The following is a 25,071-nucleotide window of genomic DNA, read 5'->3' as shown; positions in this document are numbered from 1 at the left end:
TGCACTACCCGGCTTTTTCCCTTCATGCATCCTGTATTTGACCGCGCCTTCGCCGCGCACCGTGACGGCCGCCTCGACGACGCTGAACGCGACTATCGCGCGACGCTCGATAGCGATCCGGTCCACGTTGACGCGCTGCATCTGCTCGGCGTGCTGCGCCATCAGCAAGGGCAGCACGCCGAAGCGGCCGAGCTCGTGAAGCGCGCGGCCGATCTGCGTCCGCAAGATGCCGCACTGCAGCTGAACCTCGGCAATGCGCTGAAGGCGCTCGGCCAGCTCGACGGCGCGATCGAGCGGTTTCGCAACGCACTGACGCTGGCCCCGACGTTTCCGATGGCGCACTACAACCTCGGCAATGCGTACGCGACGCTCGGCCGTCACGAAGATGCCGCCGATGCGTTTCGCCGCTCGCTCGAACTGCAGCCGGCCGATGCGTCGTCGCACAACAATCTTGGCAATGCGTTGCACGCGCTCGGCCAGCACGAGGAAGCGATCGCCGCATTCGAGCAGGCGCTGACGCTGCGTCCAGGCCATGCCGGCGCGCACAACAATCTCGGCATGGCGCTGAACGCGCTCGACGAACCGGCGCAGGCGATCGCCCAGTTTCGCGCGGCCCTCGCCGCCGAACCGCGCTTCGTCGCCGCGCATTTCAACCTCGGCAACACGCTGCATGCGACTGGCGAACATGCGGCGGCGATCGCGTCGTTCGAAGCAGCGTTGACGCTGCAGCCGCAATTGCCACCGGCGCTGTTTGGTCTCGGCAATGCGCTCGCGGCAACCGGGCAGTACACCGACGCACTGCCGCGCCTCGAACGCGCGATCGGCCTCGACCCGAAGTTCGCGCTTGCGTGGCTCAGTCTGGGCACCGCGCATCAGGCGCTCGGTGCCTACCCGGCGGCGCTGCGTGCTTTCGACGAAGCGCTGCGGCTGCGTCCCGATCTCGGTCTCGCGCATATGCATCGCGCGGTGACGCGGCTCACGCTGCGCGACTTCGCGCGCGGCCTGCCCGAATACGAATGGCGGCTCGAATCGGCCGCCCCGCACGATGCGCCGCGCATGCCGCGCTGGCGTGGCGAGCCGGCCGCCACGCGCACGCTGCTGGTCCACGCCGAACAGGGCTTCGGCGACACGCTGCAGTTCGTGCGCTTCGTCCCGCTCGCGGCACAGCGCGCCGGGCACGTGGTGCTCGAGGTCCAGCCGCCGCTCGTGCCGCTGATCGCGCCGGCCGCGCAGCAATGGGGCATCACGCTGATCGCGCAAGGCGCGCCGCGGCCGCGCGCGGATCTGCAGATTCCGCTGTTGAGCCTGCCGTATGCGCTCGGCACGACGTTCGAGACGATCCCCGCCGCCACGCCGTATCTCGCCGCACCGCCGGCATACGGGCGCAAATGGCGCGGCTCGCTGGGCGGCCACGCGAAGCGCAAGATCGGCCTTGCGTGGTCCGGGCGCTTGCAGAAGCAGGAAAACCGCACGATGCCGCTTGCCACGCTCGAACCGCTGTTCGCCATCGAAGGAATCGACTGGATCGTGCTGCAGCCCGATCTGAGCGCCGCGGAACAGGACGCGCTCGCGGCCCATCCGCATGCACACCGCATTCATTGCTTCGGCCCGCGGCTCGCCGATTTCGCCGATACCGCGGCCGTGATCGAGCGGCTCGATGCGGTGGTATCGGTCGATACGGCGATCGCCCACCTTGCGGGCGCGCTGCGCAAGCCGCTGTGGGTGATGCTGCCGTTTTCGGCCGACTGGCGCTGGTTCACTAACGACGCCCGCAGCCCGTGGTATCCGGGCGCGCGGCTCGTGCGCCAGCCGCGCCTGAACGCGTGGGACGCCGTGGTCGCGGCTGTGGCCGCCGCACTGCGGGCCGGCGAAGCGTAGCGGGCCGCGGGCTGCGACGGCGCGACGCTGCCGCAACATTTCAGACTGGTCTGATCGCTCGCCGATACCGGTCGCGGCATCATTCTGGCCACTCGCTGGCTTTCTCGATCATGTCGTTTCCCATCAAGGCCGGCACGCGTGTCCAGCCAGCATTCCGTTTTCTCCGGCACGGCCACGCATCTGACCCAATGGATGCCCTGACATGTCGACCACTATTCCTTTCACGTTGATCGAAGGCGCAATGGCGCTGCCTTCCACGCGGCCGCTCGGCCCGGTCTCCCGCACGTTCGGCCGCGAATGGGCGCTGCTGCCGCCGAACGTTAGCCTGCGCATCGAGCTGAAGGCCTTGTACACAGCGGTGTTGCGCACGTTTTGTCTGTCGTCGCAGGCCATGCGCTCGATGTGCAAATGGGATCGCCAGCCGGCCACGGCAGAAGCACAGCAATTGCATGCGCCAGCGGTGCAGACGACAGAGCCCGCGGCGGCGGTCGCGTCGGCCGCGTCTGTGGCATTTACGGTAGCTGCAACGAGCGCCACGGCGGGGGCAGCCGGCGTTGCGGCCGGTGTTGCGGCTGCGGGCGCGTCGCCCGGAAGCGGCGCCACGCGGCCCACGCGGGCGCCGCTCACGTCGCATCGAAAATCCAACTTCCCGCTGGGCAGCGCGTTTGCGATTGGAGGCGCGGCCTTGCTCGCGTGGATCGTGCTCGATCATCCGCAGCGTCATCCGCCAGCCCAGCCCGTAGCGGCGCCGGTGAAGCCGGTCGCGCCGGTCGTTACGTCGCCGGTGCTCAACGCGCCGCGAACCGCCGTCGCCGCGGAGCAGTTGGTCAGTGACGTGAAACCGGTGACGGAGGCCGGGGCATCGGAATCGGTCGCGGCATCGGCAGGGGTCGCGGCATCAGCATCAGCATCGGCATCGGCTCTGCACGACGCGCAACCGGCAGCGCTCACAGCACAAGCCGGGTCATCAGCGCTTAACGTCGCTGCGTCGCACCCGCTGGCCCCAGCGCCTGCCGACCCACAGTCTGCAAGCAGCAACGATGCAAACACCACCAGCAGACCCACGCCTGTCAGCAGCACGCGCGTGGTCGCGCATGTCGTTACGCCGAACACATCCGCGACATCGGCGCGTGAAGTTGCACACTACCCCGCACGCCGGCACAACCCGGCACATGCCACTACCCGCAACGCAGTGCCGCAACCGTCCGCTGCCGTCTATACCGCGTCGCCGGTCGCGCGACCATCGGCAGCCGGCGACTACTCGCCCGTCCAGCCGAGCGCGCTCGGCGCCAGCGAATACGCGAGCGTTCACACCTTCGCGCGCACTGACGGCGCAGATCACACACGACACGCAGATCGCACGCTGCCCCAGCGCTCAGCAAGCGGCGCGGACTCGAGCGTCGAAACAAGCTGGATGAGCCACATGTCGCAACGACGCGTGACAGAAGTCCCGGAACAGTTCTCGCAATAAACGCGAACACCAACGCCAACACGCACCGCGATACCTGGCGACACATGTAAAAAGACGCAGGTAAAAAAATTGCCCGGCCAAAAGCCGGGCAATTTTTCGTTTAGCCACGCGCAACCCGCACATCCCACCTACACGGACACGTACGCCGCCGGCATGCCCACCGCTACTTCCGCGCTGCGGGCAAGCCGGCCTCCGTCTGCCGTTGTAGCTGCTGCACCTGTTGCTGCACGTTGCGCAGCTCGGCCTGCGCCTTCTGCTCTTCGTCGTGCAAAAGCGCTGTCTCGCCACGCACCTGCCGCTGGTACTCCGCAGCCTTCGCCTGCTGCCCTTGCGCGACATCGAGATCGGCCTGCAGACGCTTTGCGCGGTCTTGCGAAAGATCGATCACGCGCTGCAGAAACGCCGTCTGCGCCTGCAGTTTGGTCCGACTGATTTCGGCCTCCGCCAGTTGGGCCGTTTGCTGCGCAAAGTTTGCATAGATCTGCTCTGCGCGCACATCGTCTTGCGACTTGATCACGCGCCAGAACTGCTTGTCCTGGAACAGCGCGACGTAGTAAGTGAGCTCTTGCGGATAGAAGAACAGTGACGCGCCATAGCCGCCGTTGTACGTGGTGCGCAGCTCGTTCAGCGCGCCACGCTGGATCAGCCGCGTGAGCTCGGCGACGTCGCCCTGCATGCCTTGCACGGCAGCGGTGCCCGCGCTTTGCTCACGGCCGGTGCCGCTAGCGGGCGCCACATCGGCGGACTCCGCGAACGAGGGTTGCGCGTCGGCGCCGGCCAGCGCGATACCGCCATGCTGAAGCAGCGCACAGGCGGCAGTGAGCAGCACGGCACGCTGCATGGTCAAGGGGGACTTCATCACTGCAAGCTCCAGACTGATACCGAATCAGCTGTGGATTATCGCGCGGATTTGCAGTGAAGCGACAGGCTCCGCCAAGACTTTAAATTGAGATAAAACAACAGGTTAGCAACGCTATTGCAGCGGCTGGCGCGGTCTGCGGCGTGCACGCGGACCGCGCCGGACACGGCGCAGCCCACGTCCCCCGAACCTAGAAGCGCGTTTCGCGCGCCACGCGCAGGAAGGTATCGAGCAGCGGCGTGCAGTCGAGCAGTTCCGCGCCGCCGGCACGGTGAAACTCAGGGTGCCATTGCACGCCGACCACGAACGGCGCACGCCGGTAACGCACCGCTTCGATGATGCCGTCTTCGGCGGACACCGCCTCGATGTTCAGGTCGCGGCCAAGAATATTCACCGCCTGGTGGTGGATCGAGTTGACGATCGCCTCGCGCCGCCCCGGGAACATATTGGCGAGCGTCGAGCCCTCCGGGAAATGAACCGAGTGCCGATGCTGGTCGTACTGCTCGTTGACGTGAATGCCGGCGGTCGGCACGTCGGTCGCAATGTCCTGATACAGCGTGCCGCCGAACGCGACGTTGATCAGCTGGCAGCCGCGGCATACGCCGAGCACCGGCTTGCCCGATTCGACGAATTCGTGCAACAGCTCGAGCTCATACATATCGCGCACGCGGTCGCCTGGCCACTCGGGGCGAGACGACTCCGTGTACGACTGCGGCGAAACGTCGGCGCCACCTTGCAGCAGCAAACCGTCCAGATGCTTCGCGTAGTCGCGCAGGCGGATGTTGCTCGGGTGCAGCATGCCCTGATGGCCGACGGTCGGAATCATGAACACCAGCACGTCGCGCGACATCACCCAGTGGGCAATCGATTCTTCGAGGTACTGCAGCGTTTTGCCGCGCAATCCTCGCGCGCCTGGCTCCGGGTGGAACAGCCGCGCCGACACGCCGATACGCAGCGTACGCTGCGTGATGCGCCGGCCGGCGCGATCGAATACCTGCCGGGCCCGCGCGGCGAGCACACGGCCGAACACCGACCACGCGGAATCGCTGCGCTTCAGGTATGCGGGCTGCCCGGGAGGAATCGCACCCGGCGGCGGCGGATGATACGCGCCGAAATCGGGTGCCGCGCCGAAGCCCGGCGGCGGCGAACCGGCCGGATTGCCGTCCGGCGTGCTGCGTGCCGCATCGGCGGCCGCGCGCGCGCTGGCAGCGGCCGCCACCGCCTGGGCACTGGCGGCATCGGCGGCCGCCGCCGCCGCGGCGGCGCTCTCCACTGTCGATTGCGCGCTCACCGCGGGACGCGTTTCCTCGGTCGCGTAGGCGGCCTGCTGCACGTTAGCCGCGGCTTGCGGGCTCAACGTTGCCTCGGCAGCAGCGACGCGCGTGGGTGCGGCACCGGCGCCTGGCTGCGCGCCTGGCGAGCCCTCACCGCGACGCACCGGCTGCGTAGCGGCGCTGCCGTGCACACCCTGCGCGGCCTCGGCACTGCCAACCCGTGACGCGCCTTGCGCCCCGTCACCGCGACGCACCGGCTGCGCACCGTCACCGGCGCCTCGTGGCGTGACGTTCGATGCGCTTTCGGGGGAATCGGTCGCAGCCGCTACCTTGGCTGCTTGCGGCGTGGCCGCCGCAGAGGTTGCTTCGGGCTTCGAAACGCCCGGCGTGGAAGTGGAAGATGGGGCGCCGGCTGATCCGGCATTGTCTGCTTCGTTGTCGCTCATGTGACAGGCGCGCTCGTTGCGCGCGAACGAATTAACATGGACCGATTATCCGCCAGCCGGCGATCAGCGGCAAACAGGCACACAATTCGTCACATCGAGGCTCACATCAGGTTACATCCGCGGCCTGCGCTAGCCCGCTCCAAGCCGCTCCAACCCGATTCCGCCGCGCCCCGCCACATCCCGCCGCCGCCTCCGCGCCCCGCCGCTTTCCACCGCACCACCCCGCCATTGAAAGCCCACTGTCAAGGATCCGGCTGCTCGTCGAGCGTCTCGCGCAGCGCGATCTGCATCGTCGCGTGGATCCGCACGCACCAGCGCCACAGCACAGTGAGCAGCAGCGCGGCGCAGACCAGCACGACCACCAGCAGGCCGGTCGGCGGCAAGATCGCGCCCGACAGCGCGGCAACCAGCAAAAATACCCCGATCATCGACGCCACCGGCACCAGATCCGAAATCGCATAGCGCAGCGCCGCGGTGAGGCGCCCGGCTTTCGCCGGCTGCACGCTCACTTCGGCCAGCAGCAGCGCGAGCGACTTGGTCTTGCGATACACCGCGACCAGAAACGGCATCGAGACCAGCAGCGCCGCGCTCCATAGCACCACGCGCTGCATCGGCTCGGACGGCACCCACGCGGCCAGCAAGCCGCTCACGCGCGGCGCGCCATACGAGGCGCCGAGAAAAATCGCCACCACCAGCGCCAGATTCACCGCGATCTGCACAATGATCCGCCGCGTCATGCTGAACAGCGTCGGCGCGCCGCTCGCCGGCCGCAGGCTGCTCAGCCACTGCCCGTACAGGCCGAACACGTTGGCCACCGAGCGCGGCATCGCATGCCCGAGGCGGCGCGTCAGCGGATCGGCGGCGCGGATCAGATACGGCGTGAACAGCGTGGTCAACGCCGACACGGCCACCGCGATCGGATACAGAAACGCGCTCGTCACCTTCAGCGTCAGGCCGAGCGACGCGATGATGAACGAGAACTCGCCGATCTGCGAAACGGTCATGCCGACCCGCATCGCGGTGCGCCCGTCCTTGCCGGCGAGAAAGGTGCCGAGTCCGCACGACACGATCTTGCCAACGATCACGGCCACCGTGATCACCGCGATCGGCCACGCGTAATCGACCAGCACGGCGGGGTTCAGCATCAAGCCGATGGTCACGAAGAAGATTGCGGAGAACGCGTCGCGCAACGGCGCGATCAGATGCTCGATGCGATGCAGATGGCGCGATTCCGCCATGATCGCGCCGATCAGGAAGGCGCCGAGCGCAATGCTGTAGTCGAGCTTGACGACCAGCAGGCAAAACGCAAAGCAAAAGCCCAGCACCGCCACCAGCAGCATTTCGTCACTGCGCGACTGCGCGACGTAATTGAGCGCACGCGGCACGACGAGGATGCCCACGATCAGCGAGACGGTCATGAACAGCAGCAGCTTGCCGAGCGTGACCAACGCGACGCCGGCGCTCAGCTGGCCGGTCTGCGCGATGCCGGACAGCAGCACCAGCATCGCGATCGCGAGAATGTCTTCGACGATCAAGATGCCGAACACCAGCTGCGCAAAACTTTCGCGCTTCATGCCGAGTTCGGAGAGCGCCTTGACGATGATCGTGGTCGACGAGATGGCGAGGATCGCGCCGAGGAACACCGAGTCCATCGAACTCCAGCCGAATGCGCGGCCGATCTCATAGCCGATCCACAGCATCAGCACGATCTCCGACAGCGCGGCGACGATCGCGGTCGCGCCGACGCGAAACAGCTTGCGCAGACTGAACTCGAGCCCGAGCGAGAACATCAGGAACACCACGCCCAGTTCGCCGAGCGTCTGGATGGTCTGCTCGTCGTGGATCAGCTGGAACGGCGGCGTATAAGGCCCGATGATCACGCCCGCCGCGATATAACCGAGCACCACCGGCTGCTTCAGGCGATGAAACAGCACCGTGACGACGCCCGCTAGCGCCATCACGACTGCCAGATCCTGAATGAAGCCGATACCTTGGTGCATAGTCGAAATCCTTACAGAAAGTAAACTTCAGAGGTCGATGGTATCGCACAAAATGTGACTGCTGAATCGCGTCGGGCTGTCACACCGACATTTTTGCCAACGTGCAGAACCATTGCTGATCGGGCGACAATAAGGGCCGCTCTGGCTGAGCTTTTCAACCGGACCCGGCGCAAACGCATGCAAGCCGCTGCGGCATCGGCCGTCGCGCAACTGCATGCCGCACGTGCCGTCGCGCTGCATCCGTACCGTGAGATTCGCGCCGCGCATTCATACCGCATGCGCAGCACCCATACCGCATCCGAACCGCATTCGCCCCCAACCGAACCGCATCCGACCCGCCATGACCGCCGAATTCAAGCCCTTCCCGCCGCTCGCCCAACTCGCCGCCGACCTCGCCGCCGGACGTACGACCAGCCGCGCGCTCGTCGAAACCGCACTCGAACGGATCGCCGATCCGGCGGGCCAGGGCTCGAGCGTCTTTATCGCCAGCGATGCAGACGGCGCGCGTGCCGCTGCCGACGCACACGATAAATTGCGCGCCGCCGGCACCGTACTGTCGCCGCTTGCGGGCATTCCGGTATCGATCAAGGATCTGTTCGACATCGAAGGCGAGGTCACGCGCGCCGGCTCGCGCGCGCTCGCCGACGCGCCGCCCGCCAGCACGGATGCCGTGGCGGTCGGCCGCCTGCGGCGCGCCGGTGCCGTGCTGATCGGCCGCACTAACATGAGCGAGTTCGCGTTCTCCGCGGTCGGCCTGAATCCGCATTACGGCAATCCGCACTCGCCATACCGGCGCGGCGTCCCAGGCGACGCACGGATCTCGGGCGGCTCGTCGTCGGGCGCGGCGGCCTCGGTGGCCGACGGCATGGCGGCGGTGGCGCTCGGCACCGACACCGGCGGCTCGATCCGCGTGCCCGCCGCGCTGTGCGGCCTGACCGGCTTCAAGCCGACCGCCGCGCGCATTCCGCGGCAAGGCGGCGTGCCGCTGTCGACCACACTCGATTCGTTCGGCCCGATCGGCGTCTCGGTGGCCTGCTGCGCGCTGGTCGACCGCCTGCTGGCCGGCCTCGAGCCGGTAGTGCCGGCCGCGCGGCCGCTCGAAGGCGTGCGGCTCGGCGTGCTGACCAACTATGTGAACGAAGGTCTCGATGCGGAAGTCCAGCAAGCACTCGACACGGCGCTCAAGCATCTGGAGGCAGCCGGCGCGATCGTCTCGGAGGTGCGCTTCGCCGCGCTCGAGCGGCTGCCCGACGTGAACCGGATCGGTTTTTCGTCGATGGAAGCGTATGCGTGGCATCGCAAGCTGCTTGAAAAGCATCGCGACAGCTACGACCCGCATGTGCTCCATCGCATCATGCTGGGCGAACCCGCAAGCGCCGCCGACTATCTCGATCTGCTTGCCGCGCGCGAAGCCATGCTGGCGGAAGCACGACCGCTGTGGCAACGCTTCGATGCGCTGGTCGCGCCGACCATCCCGCTGGTGCCGCCGCGCATCGCCGACGTCGAGCGCGACGACGCATCGTTCTTCCGCATTAACGGCATGATCCTGCGCAACCCGAGCGCGTTCAATTTCCTCGATGCATGCGCGCTGTCGCTGCCGTGTCATCCGCGCGATGGTGCGCCGGTCGGCCTGATGCTCGCCAGCGCGCCGTACAGCGATGACGCACTGCTCGCGGTGGGCCGTGCGGTCGAAGCGGTGCTCAATACGATTCGCTGAGCACAGCAAGCCCGATGGGGTCGGCGGGGCCGGGTGCGAGCGCGCGTCGCAAGCCGCGCCAGCCCTCCTCCGCCGGGCCCACACGCACACCCACGCACACCCAAACGCACACCCGCACGAGCCTCCCAAATCCCGCTTACAAATGTCGCGGCAGCGCATGCGACGCCGCGTGGGTTCGCGCTAGAATCGCGGCACCCGTCCGGGTTCCACGCTACGGCTACCGCTCATGTACAACGATAACGCCCTGCTGCGCCGCGAGCGCCGCCTGTTGGTCCTGCTGGCCCTCGTCTGCGTCGCGCTGGTGGGCGGCGCACTCTATCTGCAGTTCGTCGAGCACCAGGATCCTTGCCCGCTGTGCATCATCCAGCGCTACTTCTACCTGCTGATCGCGATCTTCGCGTTCCTCGGCGCGCGGCTGCGCGGCTGGGGCGGCGTGCGGCTGCTCGAATTCCTCGCGCTGCTGTCCGCGCTCGGCGGGATCGTCACGGCCGCACGGCACGTGTTCGTGCAATCGCATCCGAATTTCAGCTGCGGCTTCGACGCGCTGCAACCGGTCGTCGACGGCCTGCCGCCCGCACACTGGCTGCCGAGCGTGTTCAAGGTCGCCGGCCTGTGCGAAACCGCTTATCCGCCGCTGGTCGGCATCTCGCTGCCGGGCTGGTCGCTGATCGGCTTCGTGCTCGCCTTCATCGCACTCGCGTCGAGCCTGTGGCGGCGTCGCCGCGCGCGCTGAAGCCGGGTTTGTCAGCCGCCTGCCGAACCCCGCAACGGTGTTCGGCCTAGCGAACCTCGCTGCTCGCGCGCACCTGTCGCGCATGGGTTCGCGTAAACACCTGGCCGCGCGGCGCACCTCCGCCAGTCGCCGCGCGAATCGCGCCTGCCGGCCGCCGAGCCTTGCCCCGCGCGGCTTTGCGCGATCGGCAAGCGCTTGCGCCGCGCCCCGCAGCGGCCTCGACCCAGCAGGCATGGCCGCTGCTGAATAGCCCTCATGTGGTCCCCGCAATATTTTCGGGACAAGCTGGTGCTATCTTCCGCTAATGGATGGCGATCTACGTGCGCGAGGCAGTGTCATGCGGCCTCAATGCGTAACGCGCGCCCGGTCCGCAATGTCTTTCCGTTTTCGCCATGACAAAGCACACCATCCGCATCTTCCAGCAAGGCGCCGTGCACGAAGTGCACGAGCTGCCTGCGTCGCGCACCGTACTGCAGTATCTGCGCGAAGACCGGCATTGCACTGGCACCAAGGAAGGCTGCGCAGAAGGCGACTGCGGCGCCTGCACGGTGGTCGTCGGCGAACTCGATACGCAGGGCGCGCTCGCGCTGAAAGCGGTCAATGCCTGCATCCAGTTTGTCCCCACGCTCGACGGCCGCGCGCTGTTCACGGTCGAGGATCTGCGCGCCGCCGACGGCACGCTGCACCCGGTGCAACAGGCACTGGTCGACTGTCACGGCTCGCAATGCGGGTTCTGCACACCGGGCTTCGTGATGTCGCTGTGGGCGATGTACGAGAACCGCGCGGCAGACGCAGGCCCGCCGCCGCGTGACGAAATCGCGGCCGCGCTGTCCGGCAATCTGTGTCGCTGCACAGGCTACCGGCCGATCGTCGACGCCGCGCAACAGATGTTCGACTACCCGCGCGCGCCGTTCGACCGCGCCGCGGTGACGCGCGCGCTCGCATCGATCCGGCGCGACGATACGTTCGAATACAGTGCACCCGATGCGCGCGGCACCGCACTCGGCACGCCGACCTTTTATGCGCCACTCAGCGCCGCCGCGTTTGCCGAGCTGCGGGCCGCGCAGCCGCAGGCGCGCATCGTCGCGGGCGGCACCGATGTCGGCTTGTGGGTGACCAAACAGTTCCGCGATCTCGGCGACATGCTGTTCATCGGCAATGTCGACGAACTGAAGACCATCGAGCGCGACGCGAGCACGCTGACGATAGGCGCAGCGGCGTCGCTCGAAGCGGCCTATGCCGCGCTCACAGCTGAATATCCCGAACTCGCGGAGCTTTGGACACGCTTCGCGTCGCTGCCGATCCGCAATGCGGGGACGCTCGGCGGCAACGTCGCGAATGGTTCGCCGATCGGCGATTCGATGCCTGCGTTGCTCGCGCTCGATGCGCAGGTCGTGCTGCGGCATCGGGCGCAGACGCGCACGCTGCCACTCGATGCGTTCTACACCGGCTACCAGAAAACCGCGCTCGCGCCAGGCGAATTCGTCGCGGCGCTGCGCGTGCCGCGCGCGACGACTGATCTGCGTTTTCGCACTTACAAGATTTCGAAGCGCTACGACCAGGATATTTCCGCGGTCTGCGCGGCATTTGCGTTGCGCGTGAACGATGGCCACGTCGTCGAAGCACGCATTGCGTTCGGCGGTATGGCCGCGACGCCGCAGCGCGCCGCACATACGCAAGCCGCACTAAACGGTTCAATGTGGGACGAAGCCGCGGCGCGGCGTGCGATGGACGCACTGGCAAGCGACTATCAGCCGCTCACCGATATGCGCGCGAGCAGCACCTACCGGTTGAAGGTCGCGCGCAATCTGCTGTGGCGTTTCTATCTCGAAACGCGTGCCGAAGCGCCGCTTTCGCGTATCGACGTCAGCGCGTTCGAGTACGCGGCCAGCATCGACGCCCATGCTGTCGCAGTCGAGAAGGAGCCGCTGTGATGAACCAGCAAAGCGAAGCGCGCGTCGCGACCGGCGCGGCCAGCACGGATCCAGCGGCAGCGGTATCTGCTTCGGCCCCCGCGACCGCGCCCACCCGCTCCCCCCCTGCGGACGACTCCGCCCAGGCCGCGATCGGCGTACCGCTGCCGCACGAATCCGCCGCGCTGCATGTCGCCGGCGAAGCAACCTACACCGACGACATCCCCGAACTGCGCGACACGCTGCACGCCGCGCTCGGCCTGTCGCGGCATGCGCACGCGCGCATCGTATCGCTCGATCTCACGGCAGTGCGCAGTGCACCGGGCGTGGTCGCGGTCTTCACCGCCGCCGATATCCACGGCGAAAACAACTGCGGCCCGGTCATCCATGACGACCCGATCTTCGCCGAAGACGAAGTGCTCTACCTCGGCCAACCGGTCTTCGTTGTGCTGGCAACCAGCCACGAACTCGCACGCCGCGCCGCGGCCTTGGCGAAAAGCGACGACGTGCTGCGCTACGAACCGCTCGAAGCGGTGCTCACCGCCAGCGAGGCGAAAGCGCGCAAGCAGTTCGTGCTGCCGCCGCTGCATCTGAAACGCGGCGACCCCGCAGCGCAAATCGCCGCGGCACCGCACCGGCTTGCCGGCAGCTTCGAAGTCGGCGGCCAGGAGCAGTTCTATCTGGAAGGCCAGATCGCCTATGCGATCCCGCGGGAAATGGACGGCATGCTCGTCTACAGCTCGACCCAGCACCCGAGCGAGATGCAGCAGGTGGTCGCGCACATGCTCGGCTTGCCAGCGCATAGCGTGGTCTGCGAATGCCGGCGCATGGGCGGCGGCTTCGGCGGCAAGGAATCGCAATCGGCGCTGTTCGCATGCGCCGCAGCGCTGGCCGCGCACGCGCTGCGCCGCCCGGTCAAGCTGCGCGCCGACCGCGACGACGATTTCATGATCACCGGCAAGCGGCACGACGCCGTGTACGAATATGAAGCAGGCTTCGACGAGCGCGGCCGGATTCTTGGCACACGTGTCGAAATTGCGTTGCGTGCGGGATTCTCAGCGGATCTGTCCGGCGCAGTCGCGACGCGTGCGCTGTGCCACTTCGATAACGCGTATTACCTGTCCGACGTCGACATCGTCGCGCTGGCGTGCAAGACCAACACGCAGTCGAACACCGCGTTTCGCGGCTTTGGCGGCCCGCAGGGCGCGCTGGTGATGGAAGTGCTGATGGACGATATCGCGCGCGAGCTGAAGCTGGATCCGCTCGACGTGCGGCGCGCGAATTTCTACGGCATCGGCGAACGCGATACGACTCCGTATGGCCAACACGTCGCAGATAACGTGCTCGCGCCGCTTACCGACGAACTGCTCGCATCCAGCGACTATCGCGCGCGTCGCGCCGCGCTCGCGCCCTTCAATGCGCACAGCCCGGTGCTCAAACGCGGCATCGCGCTGACGCCGGTCAAGTTCGGCATCTCGTTCAATGTGCCGTTTCTGAACCAGGCCGGAGCGCTGGTGCATGTCTATAAGGACGGCTCGGTGCTGGTCAATCACGGCGGCACCGAGATGGGCCAGGGGCTCAACACGAAGGTCGCGCAGGTGGTGGCGAACGAGTTCGGCTTGCCGCTGTCGCGCGTGCGCGTAACGGCAACCGATACGTCGAAGGTTGCGAACACGTCGGCCACCGCCGCATCGACCGGCAGCGATCTGAACGGCAAAGCCGCGCAAGCCGCCGCGCGCACGATACGCGAGCGGCTCGCCGCACTCGCCGCGCAACAGTTCGGCTGCACCGCGAGCGACGTGAGGTTCGCGAACAGCGCGGTGGAAGCTGCGGGCGCGTCGATGCCGTTCGCGCAGCTCGTCAATGCCGCGTATCTTGCGCGCGTGCAGTTGTGGTCCGACGGCTTCTATGCGACGCCCAAAGTGCATTGGGATGCCAAAACCCTGACCGGTCATCCGTTCTACTACTTCGCGTACGGCGCGGCGGTGTCCGAAGTGGTGGTCGATACACTGACCGGCGAATGGAAACTGTTGCGCGCCGATCTGCTGCACGATGCGGGCCGCTCGATCAACCCGGCCATCGACATCGGCCAGATCGAAGGCGGCTTTATTCAAGGCATGGGCTGGCTGACCACCGAAGAGCTCTGGTGGAACCGCGACGGCCGCCTGATGACGCACGCGCCTTCGACCTACAAGATTCCCGCGGTCAACGACACGCCTGCCGCGTTCAACGTCAAGCTGTACCGCAACGACAACGCCGAGCCGACCGTATTCCACTCGAAGGCGGTCGGCGAGCCGCCGCTGCTGCTGGCGTTCTCGGTGCTTCTGGCGATTCGCGACGCAATTGCCGCCGCGCTGCCCGATCTGCACGGCGCGCCGCCGTTGCGCGCACCGGCTACGCCCGAAGCGATTCTCGATGCGCTGGAGGCTTTCGCAGCAGCGCAGCAAACCACGCCGCAAACGACGCAGCAGCCCGATCAAACGAATCCAGCGGCGGCCAGTCCAACTGCCGAAGCAGCGGCCACGCACACCTAGGCGGACACCGTCGCTGAAGGTGAAGGCCCGCCAGCCCTCATCAAAGTAGCCCGACAAAACACATAGAGAACCTGAGAGACCCACCGTCCGCCGCGCGCCACCCGCGCGCGGCGCCCCGAACAACCCGCCGCCGGACAACCCGCGCGGCACCGCAAGGAGTACGGCCCGATGCATGCGTGGCTTACCGATCTGCAGCAACTGCTCGCGCACGGCGACGCCGTCGTGCTGGTCACCGTCGCGCGCGCCGAAGGCTCGGCGCCGCGCGAAGCCGGCACCAAGATGATCGTCACGCGCGAGGCTGCGCGCCACACGATCGGCGGCGGACATCTCGAATGGAAAGCGATCGAGACCGCGCGCCAGGTGTTGCGCGACGGCATGCGCACGCCGCACACGCGCCGCCTCGAACGCTTCGCGCTCGGCCCGAGCCTCGGACAGTGCTGCGGCGGCGCCGTGGTGCTGGCCTTCGAACGGCTCGACGTCGGCGACCTCGGCTGGGTCACGTCGCTGGCCAAGCGCCTCGCCGCGGGCCAATCGACGCTGCGCAGCGTGTCGTTCGGCCCGGCGCCCGACGCGGTGATGGTGTCCGAGCCTGAGCCCGGCGTCGAAAGCGCCGACTGCCTGCTGTGGGATGGCGCCGGCTTCGACGACAGCGGCGCACTGCTGACCGAAACCATCGCGCCACGCGACTTCGCCGTCGTGCTGTTCGGCGCCGGACACGTCGGCGCGGCGCTGGTGCGCGTGCTCGGCACCTTGCCATGCCGCGTACGCTGGGTCGACACGCGCGACGCGCAGTTTCCGCCGGCGGAAGCGCTGCAGGTGCGCAACCTGACGATCGACCCGAACGACGCGCCCGACGAAGCGATCGACGAGGCCGCGCCGCACACGTACTTCATCGTGATGACGCACGATCACCAGCTCGACCTCGCGCTCGCCGAACGCATCCTGCGGCGCGGCGATTTTGCATTTTTCGGCATGATCGGCTCGCACACCAAGCGCAAACAGTTCGAGCATCGGCTCGCCGCGCGCGGCATCGACCCGTCGCAGATCGCGCGGATGAAGTGCCCGCTCGGCGTGGACGGCATCGTCGACAAGGCGCCGGAGGTGATCGCGATCTCGGCCGCCGCGCAGCTGCTGCAGGCCGTCGAGGCCAACGCGCACGCACACGCGGCACAAAGCGCCTGAAGCACAGCAAAGCATATTTACAGCAACATCATTTGACCGACCCAGAGCCGCTAATGACTACAACCATCCGCTCCCCACTCGCCCAGAAGGTTGCGGGCGCACCGAAATCCGAGCTGCACATTCACATCGAAGGCTCACTCGAGCCCGAACTGATTTTCCAGCTCGCACAACGCAACCACGTGCAGCTTCCGTATGCGTCGATCGACGCGCTGCGCGCCGCATACGCGTTCACCGATCTGCAATCGTTTCTCGACATCTATTACGCCGGCGCCAGCGTGCTGCTGCACGAGCAGGATTTCTACGACATGACGATGGCCTACGCGGAACGCGCGCTGGCCGACAACGTCGTGCACAGCGAGATTTTCTTCGATCCGCAAACGCACACCGAGCGCGGCGTGCCGATCGCGACGGCGGTTGCCGGCATCGAGCGCGCACTCGCGGATGCCGAACAGCGCGGCCTGTCGAGCAAGCTGATTTTGTGTTTCCTGCGCCATCTTTCCGAAGCCGATGCGCTCGCCACGTTCGAAGCCGCGCTGCCGCTTTTCGAGCAATACCGGCACCGGCTGATCGGCGTCGGCCTCGACTCGTCCGAGCGCGGGCATCCGCCTTCGAAGTTCGAGCGGGTGTTCGCGAAGGCCCGCGCGATGGGCCTGAAACTCGTCGCACACGCGGGCGAGGAAGGCCCGCCGTCGTACATCTACGAAGCGCTGGACCTGCTGAAAGTAGACCGCGTCGATCACGGCGTGCGCAGCATCGAAGACCCGGCGCTGGTCGCGCGCCTCGCCGACACGCGCGTCGCGCTGACCGTCTGCCCGCTGTCGAACCTGAAGCTGTGCGTGTTCGACGACCTGACCCAACATACGCTGAAGGCACTGCTCGACAAGGGCGTGGCCGTCACCGTGAATTCCGACGACCCGGCGTACTTCGGCGGCTACGTCAACGACAACTATTTCGCGACCCTCGACGCGCTGCAACTGAGCGATGCCGAGGTCTACACGATCATCCGCAACGGCTTCGAGGCGTCGTTCGTCACGCCGGCCGAACGCACCGCACTGATCGCGCGCCTCGACGCGCACTGGCACGGCAAGCCCGCGCACTGAACCACGCGCGGCGTGCGCGCCGCGCGCGCATCACCTCAACAATACGGAGACGTTTTCTGTGATGAATCAATCGGCTTTTCGCGCGCAACTTCTGACGTTCAACGGCGACCCTGCGCACTCGTCCAACGCGGCGGTCTTCGAAGAAGACGGCCTGTTGATCGTCGCAGACGGCCATGTGGTGGCGGCCGGCTCTTATGCCGCTCTGGCTCACCGGCTCGCAAGCGGCACGCCGGTGCAAGACCTGCGCGACAAGCTGATCGTGCCGGGCTTTATCGACACGCACATCCATTTTCCGCAGACCGACATGATCGCGTCGCCGGCGCCCGGGCTGCTGCCGTGGCTCGATCAATACACGTTCCCGACCGAGCGCGGCTTCGCCGATCCGGTCTACGCGCGCGACACCGCGCGCTTTTTCGTCGACGAGCTGCTCGCCTGCGGCACCACCACCGCGCTGGTCTACTGCACGGTGCATAAGGATTCGGCCGATGCGCTGTTCAGCGAAAGCGCATCGCGCAATCTGCGCATGGTGGCGGGCAAGGTGTTGATGGACCGCCACTGCCCCGACTTCCTGCGCGACACGGCGCAATCCGGCTACGACGACAGCGCCGAGCTGATCGGCCGCTGGCACAACCGCGGCCGGCAAATGTATGCGCTGACGCCGCGCTTCGCGCCGACCTCGACCGACGCGCAGCTGCGCGCATGCGGCGAGCTCGCGCGGCTGCATCCGGACGTGTTCATTCAAAGCCATGTCGCGGAGAACACCGACGAAGTGAAATGGGTCGCCGAGCTGTTCCCGGGCCACCGCAGCTATCTGGACGTGTACGACCACTACGGGCTGCTGCGCCGTCGCGCGGTGTACGGCCACTGCATCTATCTCGACGACGAGGACCGCAAACGGATGGCGCAAACCGGCGCGATCGCCGCACATTGCCCGACCTCGAACCTGTTTCTCGGCAGCGGCCTGTTCGACTTCGCGAAGGCGGATCAGACCGGCCTGCCGCTCGCGCTGGCCACCGATGTTGGCGGCGGCACGTCGTTTTCGATGCTGCAGACGATGAACGAGGCACACAAGGTGGCGCGGCTTGGCGGCTATCACCTGAGCGCAACGCGGATGTTCTGGCTTGCGACCGCGGGCGCGGCACAGGTGCTCGATCTGGGCGACAAGGTCGGCACGCTGAAACCGGATAGCGAAGCGGATTTCGTCGTGCTCGATCCGCAGGCGACGCCGCTGCTCGCGCGCCGCACGGCGCGTACCGGGACGCTCGAAGAATTGCTGTTTGCGTTCGCGCTGCTCGGCGACGACCGCGCCGTGTACGAAACCTATGCGGCGGGCGAACGGGTGCATCAGCGCGATGCTGTGCGCGAGCGCAGCGCAGTGCGCCAGACGGCACGGGCGGCGCACGCCGTGGCATGAGCGAAAGCCGTGGCGCGAGGCAAAGCAGCCTGGCCGCCTCGGCTAGCGCATTGCGCAGCGGCCGGCCTGCGTCGCGCCGGCAGCAGCCGCGTGCTGCGTGTGCTGCGTGTGCTGCGTGTGCCGCGTGTGCGGCGCGTGCCGCGCTCGCTGCGTCGGCCGCTTACTTCTGCGCGAGGCCCATGCAAGCCACCTCATGCAGCGCATCGAGCCGCCGCACCGGATCCGCCACATACGGATTGGTCTCATCCCATGCATAGCCCGCGAGAATCGCGCTGATCATCCGGCGAATCGACGGCGTCTGCTCGGGATAGAAAATGATGTCCGGCAACTTGCCCGAGTACCAGCGTTCGACGAACGCACGGAACGTGTCGATGCCCTTGCGCAATGGCACATCGTAGTCCGCGAGCCAATCGACGGCCGCGCCATCCAGTTGCTTGAGCAACGTCTTCGCCGCCAGATGCGCCGAGCGCAGCGCGATCGTCACGCCCGACGAAAACACCGGATCGAGAAACTCACCCGCATTGCCAAGCAACGCATAGCCCGGCCCATGCAGTTTTTCGACGTTGGCCGCATAGCCGCCGATCTGCCGCACCGGCATCAGGAACGGCGCGGTGCCGATCAGCGCTTCCAGCGTCGGCTCTTCGTGCAGCAATTCACGCAGTTTCGCTTCGCGTTGCGCGTCCGGCACGTCGAGAAAGCTCGCCTCGCCAACACAGCCGACCGACATCCGGCCGCCCGCCAGCGGAATCAGCCAATACCAGACATCGCGGTGCTGCGGATGCACGGCAACCGTGATCTTGTTGCGATCGTAAGTGCCAGGCGGATTGGTGTCGCGGGCATGAGTGAAGATCGCCGCGCGCGTCGGCATGCGGGTCGGCGCTTCGAGATTGAGCAGGCGCGGCAGCACGCGGCCAAAGCCGCTCGCATCCAGCACGAAGCGCGCCTCGACCCGATACGCATGACCGGCTTCGTCTTCGACGTCGAGCACCGGCGTGTCGCCCGTTTGCATCGCCCGCACCGTGTGGCCGAAGCGTACTTCAGCGCCCTGCTGCGCTGCGCAGCGAATCAGCAGATCGTCGAACACGGCGCGCTCGACCTGGTACGTGGTGCCCCAGCCGCCCGTATGCTTGTCGCGAAAGTCGAACGAAGCAGCCTGCCCGCGATACACGAAATGCGCGCCGTTCTTGTACTGAAACCCGGCTTCGACGACCGCCTGCAGCATGCCTGCTTCTTCGAGGTACGCCATGCTTTGCGGCAGCAGGCTCTCGCCGATCGAAAAGCGCGGGAAGTGCTGACGTTCGAGCACCAGCACTGAACGTCCGGCTTTTCTCAGCAGCGCGGCAGCCACCGCTCCCGACGGACCGGCGCCGATGATGGCGACGTCGGCGACCTGATTCTCTGCGCTATGCGTGTTCGTATTCATCGATCCTGGTTTACCTTTCGTCAAATTCCGCTGCAATTGCAGGAGCATGCTGCCGTTGGCCGGCGGCCGCGATTACAATGGCGGCAACATCACAATCAGACCTGCAAACGGGGGGATCCCATGCCGTCGTCCGAAACTTCCCACGTGCCGTTCGTGCCGGAATCGGCGTTCGGCATCTGGTTTTTGCGCACCTATACGTGGGAACACCACGTGCTGCGCGTCGCGATCAACGACCTCAAACGGCTGATCGACACGCCGCTGCCAAGGCGCCCGGTCATCGTCGATGTCGGCTGCGGCCAGGGCATTTCCTTCAAGCTGCTCGCTACCGCGTTTGAACCGTCGCGCATCGTCGGCATCGACTACCACGAACCCTCGCTGGCACTCGCCGCCGATGCCGCGCGCGCCTGCAACAGCGGGCCCGCCGCGCCGCAATTCGAGCTGCTGCATGGCGACTGCGCCGCGCTGCCGCTGCCCGATGCCAGCGCCGATATCGTGTTCTGCCATCAAACCTTCCATCACCTCGTCGAGCAGGAGCGTGCGCTCGCCGAGTTCCGCCGGGTGCTGAAGCCAGGCGGCGTGCTGCTGTTCGCCGAATCGACCGATGCGTACATCAGGTCGTGGGTGATCCGCCTGCTGTTCCGCCACCCGATGCACGTGCAGAAAAGCGCGGACGGCTATCTGCAGATGATCCGCCACGGCGGCTTTTCGTTCGGCGAACGGAACGTGTCGCTGCCGTATCTGTGGTGGAGCCGCGCGGCGGATTTCGGCCTGCTCGAACGGCTCGGACTGCATCATCCGAAGCCGGGCAAGCGGCGCGAAACGCTGGTCAACGTGGCGGCAGTCAAGACACGCTAGACTGCCGCCGCTTTAGCCTTTGTTACGCTGCAGGCCTTGGCGCCGCGCTCATCGTCGCATTACTTCTTCAGCGTCACTACGTCGCCTTTCAGCGCTACGCCAGCAATCACCGCACCCGCGCCGCACGTGTATTCGGTCGCGCTCTCGCGCTCTTCGTTACGGTAGTTGCTCTTGATGTTGATCACCGCGTTGCCGCCTTCCTTGCGCGCGCGGTCCTGCAGTTCGATCACAGCCGACAGGAACACGTGCTGGCAGGCCTTCTCGTCGGTCTTGCCGAACGCGTTGGTCTTCTTGTTGGTGGCGAACTCGCCGTACGACTTCGCCACCGAAGGATGACGCTGCCCCGCGAAATACAACGCGACGTCGTCGGTCACTTTGCCGGGTTCGCTTTTCAGCGCTTCGTCGATCGGGAAATTGGCAACCGTGTCGCGCGCATACGCATGCGACGCGGCGACGGTTGCGCACACAGCGGTCAACAGGACAAGCAACAGCGGGTGTTTCTTCTGGTTCTTCATGACGCTCTCCTCTTCGGGTTTTGATTGCCTGGGTGTTACTGCGGTTGTCAAAAAAATCAGCGGGGCCCACCGTGCCACGCTTCGAACATCAGGCTCGCGCAACTGCCGCCAAAGCCGAACGACACCGACATCACCCGCTCGAGTGTCGCCGCACGCGTGTCGCGTACCAGCGGCATCGTTGCGGTACACGGTTCCAGCGTGTCGATCGGCGCGGTGCCCGCGATAAAGCCGTCGCGCATCATCAACAGCGCGTAGATCGCTTCATGCGCACCGCAGGCGCCAAGCGGATGCCCGGTCAAGCCCTTGGTCGACGAAAACGGCGGCACGTCGTCGCCCCACACGTGCCGCAGCGCATGCAATTCTTCGAGGTCGCCCAACGGCGTCGATGGTGCGTGCGTGTTCACATAGTCCGGCCGTGCCTGCGCGGCATCGAGCGCGCCCTGCATCGCCCGCGCGATGCCCGGCGCGCCAGGCGTCACCATCCCCGCGCTGTCGGTGCACTGGCCGAAACCGGTCAGCTCCGCGTAAATGCGCGCGCCGCGCGCCAGCGCATGGTCGAGCGCCTCGAGCACCAGCACCCCGCTGCCGGACGCGATCACGAAGCCATCGCGCGCCGTGTCGTAGGGTCGCGAGGCATAGAGCGGCGAGTCGTTCCAGCGGCGCGACAGCGTATGCATCGCATCGAACATCAGCGCCGCGTGATCGTGCAATTCTTCGCTGCCGCCGGCCAGCACGACGTCCTGCGCACCGCTCTGGATCAGCTGCATCGCCTGGCCGATCGCGAGCGCCGACGTCGTGCACGCGGACGACGGCGAATACGCAATCCCTTCGATGCCGAACACCTGCGCGACATTGGCCGACGCGGTGCTGCTCATCGCCTGCGGCACCGTGTACGGCGGCGCCTTGTCGATACCGCGCGCCAGCACGACGGCCATCGCCGCGTCGTATGCGGACAGCGCGCCGACGCCCGAGCCGATCACCGCACCCACGCGCGGCGAGTGCAACGCGGATGGATCGAGTGCCGCGTCGTCGAGCGCTTTGCGCGCCGCGTGGCACGCAAAACGCGCGGTGTCGCCCATAAAGCGCTCGAGCTTGCGCGAAAACGGCGGTTCGTCGTGCGTGCTGGCTACGCCGGCCACCTGGCTCGCGAACTGCCGCTCGCGCCAGCGCTCGACCCGCACGATCCCGCAGCGGCCGTCGCGCAATGCAGTCGACACGCCGTCGAGCGTGTTGCCGAGGCACGACACGATGCCCATGCCGGTCACGACCACACGCACGGGCTCGCGCGGCTGCGATCGCGTCATCGCACGCGCCTGAAAATCAGCGACGTATTGATGCCGCCGAACGCGAAGTTGTTGCTCATCACGTAGTCCGCGTCGATCGTGCGTCCATCGCCGACGATGTAGTCGAGCGGCGCGCAGGCCGGATCGACCTGCGTCAGGTTCAGCGTCGGCGCGAACCAGTTGCGCTTCATCATCTCGATGGTCCACCACGCTTCGAGCGCGCCGCACGCACCGAGCGTATGGCCGACGTAGCTTTTCAGCGAGCTGATCGGCATGCGCGCGCCGAACACCTGCGCGGTGGCCGCGCTTTCAGCGACGTCGCCACGATCGGTCGCGGTGCCGTGCGCGTTCACGTAAGCGATCGCATCGGCGGACAGTTGCGCGTCGTCGAGTGCGAGCTGCATCGCGCGCGCCATCGTGTCGGCGGTCGGCTGCGTCATATGCGCGCCGTCCGAATTGCAGCCGAAGCCGACGATCTCCGCATGGATGCGCGCACCACGCGCCCGCGCATGTTCGTACTCTTCGAGCACCAGCGTCGCCGCGCCTTCGCCGACCACGAGGCCGTCGCGCGCCGCATCGAATGGACGCGGCGTCTGCTGCGGTTCGTCGTTGCGGGTGCTGGTCGCATACAGCGTATCGAACACCGCGACCGCCGGGCCCGACAGCTCTTCAGCGCCGCCCGCGAACATCAGCGTGGCCTTGCCGGCCGCAATCGTCTCGTATGCGAAGCCGACCGCCTGGCTGCCCGACACGCAGGCGGACGAGGTCGGCAGCACGCGGCCCTTCAGGTCCCAGAACAGGCTCACGTTGACCGCGGTGGTATGCGGCATCATCTGCACGTAGCTGTTCGACGTGACGCTCGTCATCGAGCCGGTTTCGAGCATCGTGCCGAACGCGCGGATCGGCTCGACCGAGCCGGACGACGAACCGTACGCGACGCCCATGCGCCCATCGCTGATCGACGCGTCATCGGCGAGGCCCGCGTCGGCCAGCGCGAGCTCGCTCGCGCGCACCGCGTACATCGACACCGGGCCCATCGAGCGCGTCTTCTTGCGCGGATAATGCGCGGGCACCTCGAAGCCGGGCAGCGGACACGCGAGGCGCGTATGCAGCGACTCGAAATAATCCCATTCGCTGAGGCGGCGCACGGCGTTGCGGCCACGCCTCAGCGCCGCTTCGATATCGTCCCAGTGGCTGCCGAATGCGGTCACGCCGCCCATGCCGGTAATCACGACGCGTTTCATCACACCATCCCGCCGTTCACGCCGATCACCTGGCGCGTCACGTAAGAAGCTGAATCGGACATCAGGAAGCTAACCGCCGCGGCCACTTCGGCCGGCTGGCCGACGCGGTTCATCGGCACGGTCTTCAGCGCGTGTTCGAGCGGCATCTCGTCGAGCATGCCGGTTTCGATCAGCCCGGGCGCCACGCAGTTGACCGTGATGTTGCGCGACGCGAGTTCCACCGCGAGCGCCTTGCTGGCGCCGATCAAACCGGCTTTCGCCGCGCTGTAGTTGACCTGGCCGCGATTGCCCATCACGCCCGAGACCGACGCGATCGTGACGATCCGGCCGCCCTGCTTTGCGCGCACCATCGGCATCGTCAGCGGATGCACGACGTTGTAGAACGAGTCGAGACCGGTTTCGATCACGATGTCCCAATCTTCGTCGGTCAGCGCGGGAAACGCGGCGTCGCGCGTCACGCCGGCGCTGCAGACGATGCCGTAGTACGCGCCATGTGCGGCGACGTCTGCTTCGAGCACCGCGCGGCACACCGCGCGCTCGCGCACGTCGAACTGCAACACGCGCGCGGCGCCGCCCTGCGCGGCGATGCCGGCCGTCACCGCCTCGGCTTCGCTGCGACCGCTGCGGCAACCCACCGTCACCGCGAAGCCATCCGCGGCCAGTTGATACGCAATCGCGCGGCCGATGCCGCGGCTTGCCCCGGTAATCAGAACCCGCCGGCTCATGAGTCGTTGCTCCCTTCGATGAACGTCTGAAAATCGGTCGGCTGGAACACCTTGATGACGGCTTCGGCCACGCATACGTCACCGTGGCCGATCGTGCATTCGTATGCGCCGTGGCCTTCGGTGCTGCGCAAGACTTCCGTCACGTCGATCCGCAACGCGGCGCCGCGCGCGAATGCCGGCACCTGCGCCGCGTAGCTGCGCGAGCCCAGCAGCACGCCAGGACGGGCACGGCCGCCGGCGCGCATCGCGAGCAGCGACACGTGTGCGGCAATCGCCTGCGCCATCAGTTCGATGCCGATCCATGCGGGCATCGCGCCGTCGGCGTCGGCGTACCACGCGTCGGGTTGAACGGTCGCGTGGGCGGTCAGCGTCGTGTCGCTGCAGGCGCTGACGCGCTCGACCAGCAACATCGTGCCGCGATGCGGCAGGATGTCTTCGATCGGCTCGAACTGCTGGCCTGTCGACACGGCGCTGGCGGCGGTGGTTGGTGTCAGGTTCGTCATGC

The 25,071-nt window shown here is 66.8% G+C and carries 19 protein-coding genes; 10 read left to right on the top strand and 9 right to left on the bottom strand.

The window, feature by feature from the left end; all coding sequences use genetic code 11:
- Positions 1–24 precede the first annotated feature (24 nt).
- Both ACYVNQ_RS28160 and ACYVNQ_RS28155 read left to right on the top strand, forming a co-directional pair.
- Complete coding sequence (locus ACYVNQ_RS28160; protein ID WP_460907035.1) at positions 25–1,878, top strand: tetratricopeptide repeat protein; 1,854 nt, start codon at positions 25–27, stop codon at positions 1,876–1,878.
- 202 nt (positions 1,879–2,080) lie between these two features.
- Positions 2,081–3,349 (top strand): hypothetical protein, encoded by a 1,269-nt coding sequence (locus tag ACYVNQ_RS28155; RefSeq protein WP_460907033.1) that lies wholly within the window; start codon positions 2,081–2,083, stop codon positions 3,347–3,349.
- A gap of 163 nt (positions 3,350–3,512) precedes the next feature.
- Here the strand turns inward: ACYVNQ_RS28155 and ACYVNQ_RS28150 are convergent, their stop codons facing one another.
- From ACYVNQ_RS28150 to ACYVNQ_RS28140, 3 genes are all read right to left on the bottom strand, one after another.
- Positions 3,513–4,208 carry a DUF2968 domain-containing protein gene (locus tag ACYVNQ_RS28150; RefSeq protein ID WP_460907031.1) on the bottom strand — a complete coding sequence of 232 codons (696 nt, stop codon included), beginning with the start codon at positions 4,206–4,208 and terminating at the stop codon, positions 3,513–3,515.
- A gap of 190 nt (positions 4,209–4,398) precedes the next feature.
- Complete coding sequence (locus tag ACYVNQ_RS28145) at positions 4,399–5,928, bottom strand: gamma-glutamyl-gamma-aminobutyrate hydrolase family protein (RefSeq protein WP_460907029.1); 1,530 nt, start codon at positions 5,926–5,928, stop codon at positions 4,399–4,401.
- Between the two features lie 242 nt (positions 5,929–6,170).
- Positions 6,171–7,928 carry a cation:proton antiporter gene (locus ACYVNQ_RS28140; protein WP_460907027.1) on the bottom strand — a complete coding sequence of 586 codons (1,758 nt, stop codon included), beginning with the start codon at positions 7,926–7,928 and terminating at the stop codon, positions 6,171–6,173.
- A gap of 340 nt (positions 7,929–8,268) precedes the next feature.
- On the opposite strand from ACYVNQ_RS28140, the gene ACYVNQ_RS28135 reads away from it, so the two are divergent.
- The 7 genes from ACYVNQ_RS28135 to guaD all read left to right on the top strand — a co-directional run bounded on the left by ACYVNQ_RS28135 (position 8,269) and on the right by guaD (position 18,521).
- Complete coding sequence (locus ACYVNQ_RS28135; protein WP_460907025.1) at positions 8,269–9,645, top strand: amidase; 1,377 nt, start codon at positions 8,269–8,271, stop codon at positions 9,643–9,645.
- Positions 9,646–9,871: 226 nt separating this feature from the next.
- Positions 9,872–10,378, top strand: a complete 507-nt coding sequence (locus tag ACYVNQ_RS28130; protein ID WP_460907023.1) for a disulfide bond formation protein B — start codon at positions 9,872–9,874, stop codon at positions 10,376–10,378.
- Positions 10,379–10,770: 392 nt separating this feature from the next.
- The gene (gene xdhA, locus ACYVNQ_RS28125; RefSeq protein WP_460907021.1) at positions 10,771–12,312 is read left to right on the top strand and encodes a xanthine dehydrogenase small subunit; all 1,542 of its coding nucleotides are present in this window, start codon (positions 10,771–10,773) and stop codon (positions 12,310–12,312) included.
- Complete coding sequence (gene xdhB, locus ACYVNQ_RS28120) at positions 12,312–14,825, top strand: xanthine dehydrogenase molybdopterin binding subunit (protein WP_460907019.1); 2,514 nt, start codon at positions 12,312–12,314, stop codon at positions 14,823–14,825. The genes xdhA and xdhB overlap by 1 nt, the downstream gene beginning before the upstream one ends.
- 168 nt (positions 14,826–14,993) lie before the next feature.
- Positions 14,994–16,007, top strand: coding sequence for a xanthine dehydrogenase accessory protein XdhC (xdhC, locus tag ACYVNQ_RS28115; protein ID WP_460907017.1), 1,014 nt, complete (start codon positions 14,994–14,996; stop codon positions 16,005–16,007).
- Between the two features lie 53 nt (positions 16,008–16,060).
- Positions 16,061–17,107, top strand: a complete 1,047-nt coding sequence (locus ACYVNQ_RS28110) for an adenosine deaminase (protein ID WP_460907015.1) — start codon at positions 16,061–16,063, stop codon at positions 17,105–17,107.
- 61 nt (positions 17,108–17,168) lie between these two features.
- A complete protein-coding gene (guaD, locus tag ACYVNQ_RS28105; RefSeq protein ID WP_460907013.1) occupies positions 17,169–18,521 on the top strand; it encodes a guanine deaminase in 1,353 nt (450 codons plus the stop codon).
- A 160-nt stretch (positions 18,522–18,681) separates the two neighbouring features.
- On the opposite strand, the gene ACYVNQ_RS28100 is transcribed toward guaD, so the two are convergent.
- Complete coding sequence (locus ACYVNQ_RS28100; protein WP_460907011.1) at positions 18,682–19,944, bottom strand: NAD(P)/FAD-dependent oxidoreductase; 1,263 nt, start codon at positions 19,942–19,944, stop codon at positions 18,682–18,684.
- A gap of 120 nt (positions 19,945–20,064) precedes the next feature.
- Between ACYVNQ_RS28100 and ACYVNQ_RS28095 the strand changes: the two genes are divergently transcribed.
- Positions 20,065–20,799, top strand: coding sequence for a class I SAM-dependent methyltransferase (locus ACYVNQ_RS28095; RefSeq protein WP_460907009.1), 735 nt, complete (start codon positions 20,065–20,067; stop codon positions 20,797–20,799).
- A 59-nt stretch (positions 20,800–20,858) separates the two neighbouring features.
- On the opposite strand, the gene ACYVNQ_RS28090 is transcribed toward ACYVNQ_RS28095, so the two are convergent.
- From ACYVNQ_RS28090 to ACYVNQ_RS28070, 5 genes are read right to left on the bottom strand one after another with little or no spacing between them, the layout of a single operon-like run.
- Positions 20,859–21,314 (bottom strand): excinuclease ABC subunit A, encoded by a 456-nt coding sequence (locus tag ACYVNQ_RS28090; RefSeq protein WP_460907007.1) that lies wholly within the window; start codon positions 21,312–21,314, stop codon positions 20,859–20,861.
- 56 nt (positions 21,315–21,370) lie between these two features.
- The gene (locus tag ACYVNQ_RS28085) at positions 21,371–22,618 is read right to left on the bottom strand and encodes a beta-ketoacyl synthase N-terminal-like domain-containing protein (protein WP_460907005.1); all 1,248 of its coding nucleotides are present in this window, start codon (positions 22,616–22,618) and stop codon (positions 21,371–21,373) included.
- Complete coding sequence (locus tag ACYVNQ_RS28080) at positions 22,615–23,841, bottom strand: beta-ketoacyl-ACP synthase (RefSeq protein WP_460907003.1); 1,227 nt, start codon at positions 23,839–23,841, stop codon at positions 22,615–22,617. The genes ACYVNQ_RS28085 and ACYVNQ_RS28080 overlap by 4 nt, the downstream gene beginning before the upstream one ends.
- The gene (locus ACYVNQ_RS28075) at positions 23,841–24,566 is read right to left on the bottom strand and encodes a 3-ketoacyl-ACP reductase FabG2 (RefSeq protein WP_460907001.1); all 726 of its coding nucleotides are present in this window, start codon (positions 24,564–24,566) and stop codon (positions 23,841–23,843) included. Before ACYVNQ_RS28075 ends, ACYVNQ_RS28080 begins: the two co-directional genes overlap by 1 nt.
- The gene (locus tag ACYVNQ_RS28070) at positions 24,563–25,069 is read right to left on the bottom strand and encodes a hotdog family protein (protein WP_460906999.1); all 507 of its coding nucleotides are present in this window, start codon (positions 25,067–25,069) and stop codon (positions 24,563–24,565) included. The genes ACYVNQ_RS28075 and ACYVNQ_RS28070 overlap by 4 nt, the downstream gene beginning before the upstream one ends.
- Positions 25,070–25,071: the final 2 nt, after the last annotated feature.

The organism is Paraburkholderia jirisanensis, assembly GCF_054782355.1.
This window is presented reverse-complemented; position numbering and strand designations above follow the sequence as displayed.